The 12918-nt window shown below is 66.6% G+C and carries 13 protein-coding genes and 1 tRNA gene; 4 read left to right on the plus strand and 10 right to left on the minus strand.

Going from position 1 to position 12918, the window contains the following annotated elements:
• Nucleotides 1-14: 14 nt before the first annotated feature.
• Both AB6807_RS29370 and AB6807_RS29375 read right to left on the minus strand, forming a co-directional pair.
• Entirely contained in the window at nt 15-890 is an 876-nt protein-coding gene (locus AB6807_RS29370; RefSeq protein ID WP_371087322.1) for an ABC transporter permease, read from the minus strand.
• The gene (locus tag AB6807_RS29375) at nt 887-1837 is read right to left on the minus strand and encodes an ABC transporter permease (RefSeq protein ID WP_116909306.1); all 951 of its coding nucleotides are present in this window, start codon (nt 1835-1837) and stop codon (nt 887-889) included. The genes AB6807_RS29370 and AB6807_RS29375 overlap by 4 nt, the downstream gene beginning before the upstream one ends.
• Before the next feature lie 103 nt (nt 1838-1940).
• Here AB6807_RS29375 and AB6807_RS29380 point away from each other — a divergent pair, with 103 nt between their 5' ends.
• On the plus strand, nt 1941-2216 hold the full coding sequence (locus tag AB6807_RS29380; RefSeq protein ID WP_116909305.1) for a YfhL family 4Fe-4S dicluster ferredoxin: 276 nt from the start codon (nt 1941-1943) through the stop codon (nt 2214-2216).
• Between the two features lie 77 nt (nt 2217-2293).
• Here the strand turns inward: AB6807_RS29380 and AB6807_RS29385 are convergent, their stop codons facing one another.
• The 8 genes from AB6807_RS29385 to AB6807_RS29420 form a co-directional block, all read right to left on the minus strand.
• Entirely contained in the window at nt 2294-2791 is a 498-nt protein-coding gene (locus tag AB6807_RS29385) for a hypothetical protein (protein ID WP_371087323.1), read from the minus strand.
• A 36-nt stretch (nt 2792-2827) separates the two neighbouring features.
• Nucleotides 2828-3460, minus strand: coding sequence for an aminoacyl-tRNA hydrolase (pth, locus tag AB6807_RS29390; RefSeq protein WP_116909303.1), 633 nt, complete (start codon nt 3458-3460; stop codon nt 2828-2830).
• Between the two features lie 78 nt (nt 3461-3538).
• Nucleotides 3539-4219, minus strand: a complete 681-nt coding sequence (locus AB6807_RS29395) for a 50S ribosomal protein L25/general stress protein Ctc (RefSeq protein ID WP_116909302.1) — start codon at nt 4217-4219, stop codon at nt 3539-3541.
• Between the two features lie 95 nt (nt 4220-4314).
• Nucleotides 4315-5289: a ribose-phosphate pyrophosphokinase gene (locus AB6807_RS29400; protein ID WP_093132507.1), complete on the minus strand. Its 975-nt coding sequence runs from the start codon at nt 5287-5289 to the stop codon at nt 4315-4317.
• Nucleotides 5290-5429: 140 nt separating this feature from the next.
• Nucleotides 5430-5506 (minus strand) — tRNA-Gln (locus AB6807_RS29405).
• Nucleotides 5507-5576: 70 nt separating this feature from the next.
• Nucleotides 5577-6476 (minus strand): 4-(cytidine 5'-diphospho)-2-C-methyl-D-erythritol kinase, encoded by a 900-nt coding sequence (ispE, locus tag AB6807_RS29410; protein WP_371087324.1) that lies wholly within the window; start codon nt 6474-6476, stop codon nt 5577-5579.
• Complete coding sequence (locus AB6807_RS29415) at nt 6473-7009, minus strand: lipoprotein insertase outer membrane protein LolB (protein ID WP_371087325.1); 537 nt, start codon at nt 7007-7009, stop codon at nt 6473-6475. The genes ispE and AB6807_RS29415 overlap by 4 nt, the downstream gene beginning before the upstream one ends.
• Before the next feature lie 2 nt (nt 7010-7011).
• Nucleotides 7012-8859 carry a tetratricopeptide repeat protein gene (locus AB6807_RS29420; RefSeq protein ID WP_371087326.1) on the minus strand — a complete coding sequence of 616 codons (1848 nt, stop codon included), beginning with the start codon at nt 8857-8859 and terminating at the stop codon, nt 7012-7014.
• An 82-nt stretch (nt 8860-8941) separates the two neighbouring features.
• Here AB6807_RS29420 and mutM point away from each other — a divergent pair, with 82 nt between their 5' ends.
• From mutM to mutY, 3 genes are all read left to right on the plus strand, one after another.
• Nucleotides 8942-9754 carry a bifunctional DNA-formamidopyrimidine glycosylase/DNA-(apurinic or apyrimidinic site) lyase gene (gene mutM, locus AB6807_RS29425; RefSeq protein WP_116909298.1) on the plus strand — a complete coding sequence of 271 codons (813 nt, stop codon included), beginning with the start codon at nt 8942-8944 and terminating at the stop codon, nt 9752-9754.
• 112 nt (nt 9755-9866) lie between these two features.
• On the plus strand, nt 9867-11828 hold the full coding sequence (locus tag AB6807_RS29430; RefSeq protein WP_371087327.1) for a dynamin family protein: 1962 nt from the start codon (nt 9867-9869) through the stop codon (nt 11826-11828).
• A 34-nt stretch (nt 11829-11862) separates the two neighbouring features.
• On the plus strand, nt 11863-12897 hold the full coding sequence (gene mutY, locus AB6807_RS29435) for an A/G-specific adenine glycosylase (RefSeq protein ID WP_371087328.1): 1035 nt from the start codon (nt 11863-11865) through the stop codon (nt 12895-12897).
• Nucleotides 12898-12918 lie beyond the last annotated feature (21 nt).

Here is a 12918-nt window from a genome sequence, read left to right on the forward strand (position 1 = left end):
TGGCTTACCTCACTTCATCTCGCGCGGGCAAGCCGCGGGTCGAGCAGGTCGCGCAGGCCGTCGCCGAGCAGGTTCAGGCCCAGCACCGCGAAGGCGATGGCCATGCCGGGGAACACCGCGAGCAGGGGCGACTGGAACATCATGGTCTGCGCCTCGCTCAGCATGCGGCCCCACGAGGGTTGCGGCGGCTGCGTGCCCAGGCCGAGATACGACAGCGCGGCCTCGGCCAGGATCGCGATGGCGAAGCGAATGGTGATCTGCACGATCAGCACGGCCGAGATGTTCGGCAGCACGTGTTGCATGGTGATGGCGAAACCGCCCTTGCCGCAGGCGCGCGCCGCGGCCACGTACTCGCGCGACCAGATGGCATTGGCCGAGGCGCGCGTGATGCGCGCGAAGGTGGGAATGTTGTAGATGCCGATCGCGATGATCGCGTTGACGATGCCCGCGCCGAACACGGCCGTCATCATGATGGCCGAGAGGATGGCCGGGAAGGCGAGCGAGAAGTCGGTGAGCCGCATGATGGCTTCCTCGACCCAGCCGCGCCGGGCGGCCGCGAGCAGGCCCAGCGCGGTGCCGACCACGAGGCCGATGCCCACCGCGATCACGCCCACCAGGATGGACGCGCGCGCGCCCACCAGCAGCAGCGAGCCCACGTCGCGCCCGTAGGTGTCGGTGCCCAGCCAGTGCGAGCCCGAGGGCGGCTTGAGCTTGTTGGCCATGTCCATGTCGTAGGGCGACCAGGGCGTCCACACCAGCGACACGCCGGCGGCCAGCAACAGCAGCAGGGTCAGCACGGCGCCGATGACAAAGCTGCGGTGGTGCAGCGCGCGGCGCCAGAAGCCGGGCACCTTGAGCGCCGCGGCGCTCGGGACTGTCACGGTGCTCATATGTCGCTGGCCTTGATGCGCGGGTCGATCACGGCGTAGAGCACGTCGACCACGAAGTTCACGATGACCACCATGGCCGCGAGCAGCATCACGCAGTTGCGCACCACGATCAGGTCGCGGTTGCTGATGGCCTGGAAGATGAGGCGGCCCAGGCCGGGAAGGTAGAACACGTTTTCCACCACGATGGTGCCGGCCAGCAGTTCGGAAAACTGCATGCCCATGACGGTGATGACCGGAATCATCGCGTTGCGCAGCACGTGGGTCCACAGCACCATGCGCTGCGAAACGCCCTTGGCCCGCGCGGTGCGCACGAAGTCTTCGCGCATCACTTCGAGCACCGCCGAGCGCGTGATGCGCGCGAGGATCGCGGCCTGCACGACCGCGAGCGAAAGCGCGGGCAGCAGCAGCGACTTGATGCCCGCGAAGAAGCCTTCGCCCCAGCCCTCGAAGCCGCCGGCCGAAAACCACTGGAGCTGCACCGAGAAGACAAGGATCAGCAGGATCGCGAACCAGAAATTGGGAATGGCGATGCCCACCTGCGCCATGCCCATGAGGCCGACGTCACCGAGCTTGTTGTGGCGCGCTGCGGCCGTGACGCCGACGAGCAGGGCGATCACGACGGTGAGCGTCATCGCCATCAGGGCCAGCGGCACGGTGAGCGCGAGGCGTTCGAGGATCAGATCGAGCACCGGCGAGCTGTAGGCGTAGCTGTCGCCCAGGTTGCCGGTGAGCAGGCCGCCGATCCAGTGCCAGTAGCGCGTCCACGCGGGCTGGTCGAGGCCCAGCTTGGTGGCCAGGGCGGCCACGGCGTCGGGCGAGGCATCGGGGCCCATGAGCATCTGCGCGGCGTTGCCGGGCAGGATCTCGAGGACGAGGAAGACGATGACCGAGGCGCCGATCAGGGTGCCGATCAGCGTGGCAAGGCGCTTTAGTAGAAACAGACTCATGGGGCGGGGCGCAGCATAACTGACTCCTGCAACAAGTGTGCCGTGAATGTGGCCTTTGTCATTCACCGCCGACTGCGGGTACCGGGCCGCCGATAATCGGGGCATGGCCCTCATGATCACCGACGAATGCATCAACTGCGATGTCTGCGAGCCCGAGTGCCCGAACGACGCCATCTACATGGGCGAGGCCTTCTACGAGATCGATCCGCACAAGTGCACCGAATGCGTCGGCCACTTCGACGAGCCGCAGTGCGTGCAGATCTGTCCGGTGGCCTGCATTCCGCTGAACCCCGAGCATGTGGAAAGCCGCGAGACGCTGATGCAGAAGTACGAGCGTCTCACGGCGATCAAGGTGACGGCGGCTTCACCTGGCGCCTGAAAGGCGTCTGGCAAGCGCCTGAGCCGCGGATTGCCGGCACCACGCCGGCACAAGGCCGGCGCATCAGTCGGCTGGTGTCAGTCGGCTGATTTCCGCTTCTTCTTTTTCTTCGGAGCGTCGCCAGCGGCTTTCTCCGCCGGCGGGCCCTTGAAGCTCATGCTGGACTTGTGCGGGTCGCCCAGCGCCTTGCGGGCGCGGTCCCTCTCGCGTTGCTCCGACATGGCGAGCCGCCTTTCGGACTGGGCCGCGCTCCTTGCTTCCCTGGCGGCGTGGCGGTCGCGGTCGTAGGCTGCTTTTTCTTGCGACAGGCGAGTGCGCTCGAGGTGGTCGGCCTGCGTCTGCGCGCTGCGTGCGCCGGCGTCGGCGGCCCGGCGGTCCTGGTCGCTGCGGTGGTCCTCCACCTTCACCGGCCTGCCGCCTTCGCAGGGGCGGTCGGAATAGGTGTTGCCGCATCGCCAGGTCTGGGCGTGGGCGGCGTCGTGGACGAACAGGCCCACGGAACCCACCCACATCACCGTCATGAACAGGGCCGCACTTGCCTTTTGCCCTGTCGTTCTTCTTCTCTTCTTGCTCATTTTTATTTCTCTCCCTCCCTGCGCTCCGGTGGCCGGCTAGGTGGCGGCAGGCGTGCCCCCGTCGCCGGGCTCCCGCCGCGGCGGTTTGGGCCGGGGCGGTTTGCTCGTGTGAATGACCAGCGTCGCCTTCTCCATCTCGCCCGCCACCAGCGCGGGAACCGCGTGCAGGGTGCGCACGATGGCGTCGTCTATGGCTTCACGTTGTTCCTTGAGCGGCTTCTTCAGCACCCAGTTGACCACCTCCGACTTCACGCCGGGGTGGCCGATGCCCAGGCGCAGTCGCCAGTAGTCGCCGGTGCCGAGCTGCGCATGGATGTCGCGCAGGCCGTTGTGGCCGGCATGGCTGCCGCCGAACTTGAGCTTGGCCTGGCCGGGCACCACGTCGAGCTCGTCGTGCACGACGAGGATTTCTTCGGGCGCGATCTTGAAGAAGCGCGCCAGCGCACCGACCGACTTGCCCGACAGGTTCATGAAGGTCTGCGGCTCCAGCAGCCAGATGCTCTGGCCGCCGATGCTGGTGCGTGCCGCGAAGCCGTGGTAGCTGCGCTCGGGCACGAGGTTGAGTTTCCAGTCGCGCGCGAGGGCGTCGATCCACCAGAAGCCCGCGTTGTGGCGCGTGGCTTCGTACTCTGGGCCCGGGTTTCCGAGGCCGACGAACAGCTTGATCATGGTCGTGGATTATCCCGTCGCCAAAAGCAGAAAGGCCCGCACGGGGCGGGCCTTGTCAGCGTCAGACGCGGGAAGTGATTACTTCTTGGCGGTCTTGGCAGCAGGGGTCTTGGCGGCGGGAGCGGCCTTGCCACCCTTGCCAGCCGGAGCGGCAGCGGCTGCGTCGGCAGCGCCTTCGGCGGGTGCTTCGACTTCTTCAGCGGCCGGAGCGACGGCCGAAGCCAGCACTGGGTTGACCTTGCCGTGGCTGACCCACTTCACGCCGCGGGGCAGCTTGATGTCCTTCAGCGTGACGGTGCCGTTCTTCTTCAGGCCCGACAGGTCCACTTCGATGAACTCAGGCAGTTCGGCAGGCAGGCAGTTCACTTCCAGTTCGGTCGTGACGTGGTTCACCAGGTTGTGCTCGAGCTTGACGGCGTCGGACTCTTCCTCGCCCTTGAAGTGCAGCGGCACCTTCAGGGTCATGCGGGTCTTGGCATCGACGCGTTGGAAGTCGATGTGTTGCACCAGCTGGCGGAACGGGTGGTATTGCACGTCGCGCAGCAGAACCTTGCTGACGTTGCCGCCCAGGTCCATTTCGAGCACGGTCGAATGGAAGGCTTCCTTCTTCAGGGCGTGCCACAGCGCGTTGTGATCGATTTCGATCAGTTGCGGCTGGGTGTCACCACCGTAGACGATGCCGGGCGTCTTGCCCGTGATGCGGAGACGGCGGCTCGCACCCGTGCCCTGCTTGGCGCGCTCAAAAGCGACGAATTTCATAGTTAGCTCCTGTGGGAGTCCACCGCGACCAGTGCGACTCCGGTTCAACAAGGGCGCCTGTCCGTGAACGGAGAGGCGCCCGCTTTTTGCTCAGATCAGAACAGGTTGTCCTGGTCCGAGAACAAACTCATCACCGACTCGCCCTTGGCAATGCGCTGGATCGTCTCGGCGATCAGCGGTGCCACGGAGAGCTGGCGGATCTTTCCGCAGCCCAGGGCCGCATCGGAAAGAGGAATGGTGTTGGTCACGACCACTTCGTCGAGGGCCGAACCCTGCGTGATGCGCTCGATGGCCGGGCCCGAGAAGATCGGGTGCGTGCAGTAGGCGTATACGCTCTTGGCGCCGCGCTCCTTCAGCACTTCGGCCGCCTTCACGAGCGTGCCGGCGGTGTCGATCATGTCGTCCATGATCACGCAGTTGCGCCCGTCGATCTCGCCGATCACGTTCATGACTTCGCTGACATTGGCCTTTGGGCGGCGCTTGTCGATGATGGCAAGGTCGCAGTTCAGTTGCTTGGCCAGCGCACGGGCGCGAACCACGCCGCCCACGTCGGGCGAGACCACGATCAGGTCTTCGTAGTTCTTGGCGCGCAGGTCGCCGAGCAGCACGGGCGAGGCGTAGATGTTGTCGACCGGAATGTCGAAGAAACCCTGGATCTGGTCGGCGTGCAGGTCCATCGTGAGCACGCGCTCGACACCGACGGTTTCCAGCAGGTTGGCCACGACCTTGGCCGAGATCGGCACGCGGCTGGAACGCGGGCGGCGGTCCTGGCGGGCATAGCCGAAGTAGGGAATCACGGCGCTGATGCGTTCGGCCGAAGCGCGCTTGAGCGCGTCGACCATGATCAGCAGTTCCATCAGGTTTTCGTTGGTCGGGGCGCAGGTCGACTGCACCACGAACACATCGCGCGCCCGCACGTTCTGGTTGATCTCGACGGTGACTTCACCGTCCGAGAAGCGACCGACGCGAGCGGCACCGAGCGAGGTGCCGAGGTTGTGCGCGATTTCTGCAGCAAGGCCAGGATTGGCATTGCCGGTGAAAACCATGAAGTCAGGGTGATTAGCCTGCATGAGCGCGTCCCGGCTGAGCGAATTGGCTGAGGAAGCCGCCAAAAGGTTGGTGATGCGTGGCGACCGGTGAGCCGCCGATTATTGCAGCGGGTGGGCTGCAAACGAAGACTGCGGCCGTTGGGCCGCAGTCTTTGAAGATTTGGCAGGGGAGAAAGGATTCGAACCTTTGCATGCTGGAATCAAAATCCAGTGCCTTAACCAGCTTGGCGACTCCCCTACACGGGTCGATGGTTTTCACCACCAACCGATATATGTCGCGTCGAACCGAATGAACGATCCGACTATCTTCAGGTTGCCCATCCGCACAGCGGATGAACTTCCAGGTTGCTGCATTGACGAACCTGCCAGCCCTTGGGGGCTTCCAGCAGTTCCGCTTCCTGCGGCGCTTGCGGCAACTTCGCGAACACCGAACTTCCGGAGCCGGTCATCCGGGCCTTCAGTCCTTGGGCGCCGAGCCATTCGATGGCGTCGGTGACCGCGGGGCAAAGTCGCTGGGCAACCGGCTGCAGGTCGTTGTGGCCGAAATCGAAAACCGAGTCGCTCAGTGGAACCGAGCTTTCCAGGTTTGTCGCTTCGAGCGATTCGCTCTCTGCAGCAAAGCCTGTGATTATAGCAACAGGAGAAGCACGTTCAAGATCTGTTGCTGAAAAAATTAATCGGGTATCGAGTCCCTCGGGAGGTTTAGCCACCGCGAAACGCGCGGAGGGGAGTGTAACCGCAGTCAGTTGCTCTCCAACGCCCTCGACCCACGCATTGTGTCCACCCAGAAAAAAAGGCACATCGGCACCGAGCTTCAAGCCGATGTGGGCAAGCCGCGACAGCGGCAGGTTCAGCCCCCACAGCCGATTGAGCGCCAGCAGGCAGGTGGCCGCGTCCGACGAGCCGCCCCCCATGCCCGCCTGCGCAGGCACGTGCTTGGCCACGCCGATGTGGGCGCCTTGCCCTGGCGCGGCATGCGCCTGGAGCGCCCTGGCAGCGCGAAGGACGAGGTCGTCCGCCGGCAGTTCGGTGGTCAGGTCTTCGCGGCTCAGTTGCCCGTCGCTGCGCAACTCGACATGCAGCGTGTCGCACCAGTCGATCAGCATGAAGACCGATTGCAACAGGTGGTAGCCGTCGTCGCGCCGGCCGGTAATGTGGAGGAAGAGGTTGAGCTTGGCCGGCGCGGGAAGGTCGTAGATCGCCTTCATGACCGTTCGAACACGATGCGCAGGTCCGCGCGCGGGCTCGGCGATTCGCGCACCGCCTGCAGGCGGCCGTTGGCCAGCTGCCCCAGGTCGGGTTTCCAGCCGGGCACCGGCTCGTTGCGGCCCGCGAGCCATCCGAAAAGGGCGCCCACCGGAATGGCTGCGCCCGTCGCAGCTTCGATCAGCGCATCGACCGAGTCGAAGCGCCGGGTGTTGCTGCCGTCTTTCAGCAACGCTTCGCCGGGCGCCCATTGCAGCTGCGCAAGCGTGCTGCCGATCGGTGTCGTGAGCGACAGCGTGCCCGTCTCGGCGGAGCCGCGCAGGTCGAACAACGCGGCGAAAGTCTGCACCGGCTCGCTCTCGATGCGCAGCGACATGCGGCCGCTCCAGCTGTCCGAGGTCTTCGGCGCCGAGGAGCCGCCCGACAGCTGCGCGCAACCCGCGGCCAGCAGGAGCGCTGCGCCGCCTGCGGCCAGCAGCGTGCGGCGGCCGAGGTCGATGTGCGCGGTTGGCGCCAGTGCCCTTGCCTGCGCCATGCTCAGGGCTTGACCCGCAGGCGCTTGAGCGTTTCCTGCAGGGTCTCGTTCTCTGCGTCGCTCAGCAGTGCTTCTTTCCAGATCGTGACCGCGCGGTCCTTCTGGCCTACGCTCCACAGCACTTCGCCGAAGTGCGCGCCAATCTCCGGATCGGGCCGGGTCTTGTAGGCGGCTTCCAGGATGCGGATGGCCTCGTCGGTGTTGCCGAGGCGGAATTCGACCCAGCCCAGGCTGTCGGCAATGAACGGATCTTCAGGCGCCAGTTGCACGGCCTTCTGGATCAGCGTGCGTGCTTCGTCGAGGCGGATCTTGCGATCGGCGAACGAATAGCCCAGCGCGTTGTATGCGTTCTGGTTTTCCGGCTTCAGTACGATCAGCCGGCGCAGCAGCCGCTCCATGTCGTCGAGGCGGTTGAGCTTCTCGGCGATCATGGCCTGGTCATAGACGAGGTCGCTGTCGTCAGGCGCAGCGGCCGACGCCTGGGTCAGCATGTCGTAGGCGGCCTGGTACTGCTTGGCGTCGCGCAGCAGCTGCACTTCGGCGAGAAATTTCTGCTTCTTGTCTTCCGCGGTGCGCTCCGGCAGGCTGCGGATGACCTCGCGGGCCTGGGGCAGCTTGCCCTGGCGCGCCAGCAGCGCGGCGCGGCGGGTTTGCGCGGCCACCACTTCTTCGGCGCCGTCGACGCGCGACAGCCAGCGCTCGGCGCCTGCGTAGTCCTTGCGCCGTTCGGCCAGTTGCGACAACGCGAAGTACGCCTGCGCCACGCTGCGCTTGCGGTCGGACGCGTCCTGGTCCTTGTTGGCCTGGCTGTTCGACAGCTCGATGAAGCGCTTGATCGATGCTTCGGCCGCGGCGTCCTGCTTGGCCTGCATCTGCAGGCTGCCAAGCAGCAGCCAGGGTTCCGCCAGATCGGGCCGCGACGAGGTGACGGCCTGCAGCTGCACGGACGCGTCGTTGAAGCGGCGGTTTTCCACCAGCACCCGTGCGTACGCCACGCGAAGGTCGGGCGAAGCCTTGGGGTTGTTGTTCAGGAAGCGCGTGACGATCGGCTCGGCCAGCGGCTGGCCGGGGTCGATCATTTCAAGCGCCAGCGCGGGCGGTGCGTCGGAGGCCGGGTCGATTTCCTGGCCCTTGCGCGCGGCATCCAGCGCGCCGGAGGCATCACCGGCATTGAGCCGCAGGCGCCCCACGGTGGCCCAGGCCAGGCCGCCGGTGGTCGGGCTCTTGAGCTCGTCGACCAGTGCCTGCTCGACCACCGACGCGGCCAGCTTCTTGTCCGCGGCGCGCGAGTAGTTGCGCGCAATCACGGCCATCAGCAGCGGGCGTTCGATTTGCGAGGTGGCCGCCACCTCGGCGCGCAACGGCTCGACCGTTTCGCTGATGCGGTTCAGCGCAATGAGAATCTGCAGTTCGATGCGACGTGCGTCGCGCGAAGTCGGCAGTGTTTCCTGCCAGGCGCGGGCCGCGGCCAGCGCCGCGTCGCCAGAGCGCGACTGCAGTGCGATTTCGACCGCACGCTGGAACAGCTTGCCGTCGCGCAAGCGGCGGGCGGCATCCAGCACCAGTGCGTAGCCCGAGCCGGGGTCGCCGGTGCGGGTCGTGAGCTCGCCCATGAGGATCTCGTAGAACAGGTCGGCGGTGAGCGCCGAGGGCTGTGCTTCAGGTTCGCTCGCCGGCTTGGCTGCCACCACCCGCGGCTTGGCCGCTGGCTTGGGCGGCGCGGACCGCTCGATGACCGGCGCGGGGCTGGTGGGGGCTGCAGGATCGGATGTTTGTGCTTGGGCGGCACAAGCCAGCAAGGCGAGAGACGCGGCCGCCGCAAGGCGGTGTCGGCGGGGCGAAAGATTCATCTGACCATAATAATCCAGGCTTTTGAACGAGCGCCGCGCGGGGGCTTCGCCGCCGCGGGTGTTTGCCGGAGATTTACTTTTCATGCCCGAATTACCCGAAGTCGAAGTCACCCGGCGCGGTTTTGCCGACCGCATTGCCGGTGCGCGCATCGACGCGGTGCGCATCGGCAAGCCGCTGCGATGGGCCTTGATGGTGCTGCCCGAGGCACTGGTCGGGCGCAAGGTGCTGCAGGTGCGCCGGCGCGGCAAATACCTGCTGATAGACCTCGACCAGGGCATCCTTCTGCTGCACCTGGGCATGTCGGGCAGCCTGCGTTTCGACATGACCCTGCCGCCACCCGGCGTGCACGATCACTTCGACCTGGTGACCGACCGCGGCACGCTGCGGCTGAACGACCCGCGCCGCTTCGGCGCGGTGGTCTACGTCGAGCACGAAGACGCGCCCTGGGCCATCAAGCTGCTGGGCGGCCTGGGCATGGAGCCGCTGGGCGATGCCTTCGACCTCGATGCCTTCCATGCCGGACTGAAGAAGCGCAAGAGCGCCGTCAAGCAGGTGCTGCTGGCGGGCGACGTGGTGGTGGGCGTGGGCAACATCTATGCGTCGGAGGCGTTGTTCCAGGCCGGCATTCGGCCGACGCTGTCGGCCGCGCGCATCAGCAGGCCGCGCGCGGCGAAGCTGCACGCCGCGGTGCGCGAGATATTGGCGCGGGCGGTGGAGAAGGGTGGCAGCACGCTGCGCGACTTCTCGGGCGTGGACGGCAAGAACGGCTATTTCCAGCTCGAGGCGACCGTGTACGGCCGCGCCGGCGAGCCGTGCCGGGTCTGCGCGACGCCGATCCGCTTGCTGCGCCAGGGGCAACGCTCGACTTACTACTGCCCCAACTGCCAGAAGTAAACCTGAAACCTCAAACGTGGAACGCCGCCAACACCTTGAACGGAATCGCCCGAAAACGGTTGTTGCGCGCCTCCCGATGCTATATTTGTAAGCTCTTTCTTACACATTTCCCTTGAGCCGCTCTTTCAACCAACAACTCGACCAGCACGGCGCGTGGCGAAGCAATTTCGCTCGCCGGCTGCAGTGGCTGTCCCGCTGGCTGACCGAGAACGAGCTGCTCGACCAGTCGGTGGCCGAGCGCTTGCGCGGGCTCGAGACGCAGATCCGCACCAGCAAGGTCATGGTCGCCTTCGTGGCGGAGTTCTCGCGCGGCAAGTCGGAGCTGATCAACGCCATCTTCTTTGCCGGCTACGGGCGCCGCATCATGCCGGCGAGCGCGGGCCGCACCACGATGTGCCCGACGGAGCTGGGCTACGACCCCGCGCTGGCGCCCAAGCTGCGCCTGCTGCCCATCGAGACCCGGCTGGAGCCGCATTCGCTCGCCCACTGGCGCGAAAAGCCCACGCGCTGGACCGAGATCGCCATCGACGTCGTCAACGCCGAGCAGCTCGCGCAGGCGATGGGCAAGGTGGCCGAGGTGCGGTGGGTCAGCAAGGAAGAAGCGCGCACGCTGGGCTTCTGGAACGACGAAACGCCCGACGACAACCCGGTGCAGGACGCCGAGGGCCGCGTCGAAATTCCGCGCTGGCGCCATGCCGTGTTGAACATGCCGCATCCGCTGCTGGAGCAGGGGCTGGTGATTCTGGACACGCCCGGCCTGAATGCGATCGGCGCGGAACCCGAGTTGACGGTCAGCCTCATTCCCCAGGCGCATGCGGTCGTGTTCATTTTGGGCGCCGAAACCGGCGTGACGCGCTCCGACCTGTCGATCTGGCGCGAACACCTGATCACCGAGGACGAAGGCAACGACACGCGCTTCGTGGTGCTCAACAAGATCGACACCATGTGGGACACGCTGAGCACGCCCGCGCAGATCGAGCAGCAGATCGAGCGCCAGCGCGAAGGCGCGGCGCGGCTGCTCGAGGTGCCGCTGGCGCAGGTGCTGCCGGTGTCCGCGCAGAAGGGGCTGCAGGCCAAGATCCAGCGCGACGTGCAGCTGCTGCAGGCCAGCCGTCTGCCGGCGCTCGAAGCCTTGCTGGGCGAAGGCGTGCTCGGCAAGCGCGAGACCATGTTGCGGCTGGCGGTCGATGCGGGCATGACCGCGCTGCGCGCCGAGGCCGAACGCATCCTGAAGGTGCGCCAGCGCGACCTGTCCGAGCAGGCGCTCGAACTGCAGGGGCTGCGCGGCAAGAACGTGTCGGTGATCCGCCACATGCGCGCGCGCATCGACCAGGAACACGCCGAATTCGAAGGCAGCAACACGCGCATCCTGGCGCTGCGCTCGGTGCAGGGCAAGCTGCTGCGCGAGGTGTACGCCGTGCTCGGGCGCACCGCGCTCAAGGCCGACATGGTGCGGTTGTCGGCCGCGCTCAAGCGGCCTGGCGTCAAGTTCAACGTGCGCAAGGTGTACGCCGAGACCTTCGACTCGCTGCGCAACAACCTGCGCGAAGTGCAGGCGACCACGGCCGAGATCCAGTCGATGCTGCACGCCACCTTTCGCCAGCTCAATGCCGAGCAGGGCTTCACGCTGCAGGCGCCGGCCGAGCCTGATCTCACCGGCTTCGAGCAGGAGCTCAGCCAGATCGAGCGCAGCCACATCCATTACCTGGGCGTGGGCAACCTGCTGAAGCTGGCGCAGGCCGATTTCTGCGACAAGCTGGTGCGCGCGCTGGCCAGCCGCCTGCGGCTGGTCAACGAGGCCGCCATGACCGAGGTCGAGCGCTGGAGCAAGGGCGCGAGCGCGCAGATCGATGCGCAGCTCAAGGAGCGCAGGCGCAATTTCAGCAAGCGCATCGAGGCCATCGAGCGCATCCAGAGCGCGGCCGGCAACCTCGACGAGCGCCTGCTCGAACTGGCCGCGCAGGAGCGCGACCTGGCCGAACTGCATGTGCGGCTGCGCGAGTTCACCTCGCTGATCGCGCAACCCGGAAAGCCGCAGGCAGCGGCCACGGTCGGCGAGCTGCGTGCGGCCTGAGCGTTCCGCCGCCGCGGCGGCTGCAACTTCACCTTTGCCCGCCGATTTCGCCGCGCAGGTCGTGAGCTGGCAGCGCACCCACGGGCGCAGCCAGTTGCCGTGGCAGAACACGCGCGATCCGTACCGCGTGTGGCTGTCGGAAGTGATGCTGCAGCAGACGCAGGTGACGACGGTGCTGGGTTACTTCGCGCGTTTTCTCGAGCGCTTTCCCGATGTGAAGGCACTGGCCGCCGGCACGGAAGACGAGGTGTTCGGCCTCTGGAGCGGCCTGGGCTACTACAGCCGGGCGCGCAACATGCACCGCTGCGCGCAGGACGTGGTCGTGCGTTTCGGCGGCGAGTTTCCGCACACCGCCGCCGAACTGGTCACGCTGCCCGGCATCGGGCGCTCGACATCGGCGGCAATTGCCGCCTTCTGCTTCGGCGAGCGCGTGGCGATCCTCGACGGCAACGTGAAGCGCGTGCTGACGCGCGTGCTCGGTTTTGCGGGCGACATGTCGTCCGCCGCGCAGGAGCGCGCACTGTGGGACCTGGCAACGCAGTTGCTGCCGCCCGCCGAGCAGCGCGAAGCCATCGCGCACTACACGCAGGGGTTGATGGACCTGGGCGCCACCGTGTGCCTGCCACGCAAGCCCAGTTGCATGATCTGCCCTGTCAACCGGAGCTGCACGGCCTTGCGCGAAGGCGCGCCCGAGCGCTACCCGGTGAAGACGCGCAAGCTCAAGCGCAGCGCCCAGTCGCTGTGGGTGCTGCTGGCGCGCGACGCGCAGGGCCGGGTCTGGCTGGAGAAGCGGCCGGCCAAGGGCATCTGGGCAGGGCTGTATTGCCTGCCCGTGTTCGACAGCCGCGAAGACCTGCTCGCTGCATTGCCGGCAGCAGCGCAGCACGGCGCGCAAGACCTGCCGGCCTTCGTGCACGTGCTGACCCACAAGGACCTGCACCTGCATCCCGTGCAGCTGCACGGCGCGCAGCCGCGAGGCGAGGGCGCGCGATGGGTGGAGGCGGAGGAATGGCGTCGGCTGGGCCTGCCGGCGCCGATGCGCAAGCTGCTCGAAAGCGGCGCGGTCTAGACAGTTTCTAGAGCTTCGCGC

The sequence above is a fragment of the Variovorax sp. RCC_210 genome, assembly GCF_041355175.1.
In the GTDB taxonomy this organism is placed as follows: domain Bacteria; phylum Pseudomonadota; class Gammaproteobacteria; order Burkholderiales; family Burkholderiaceae_C; genus Variovorax.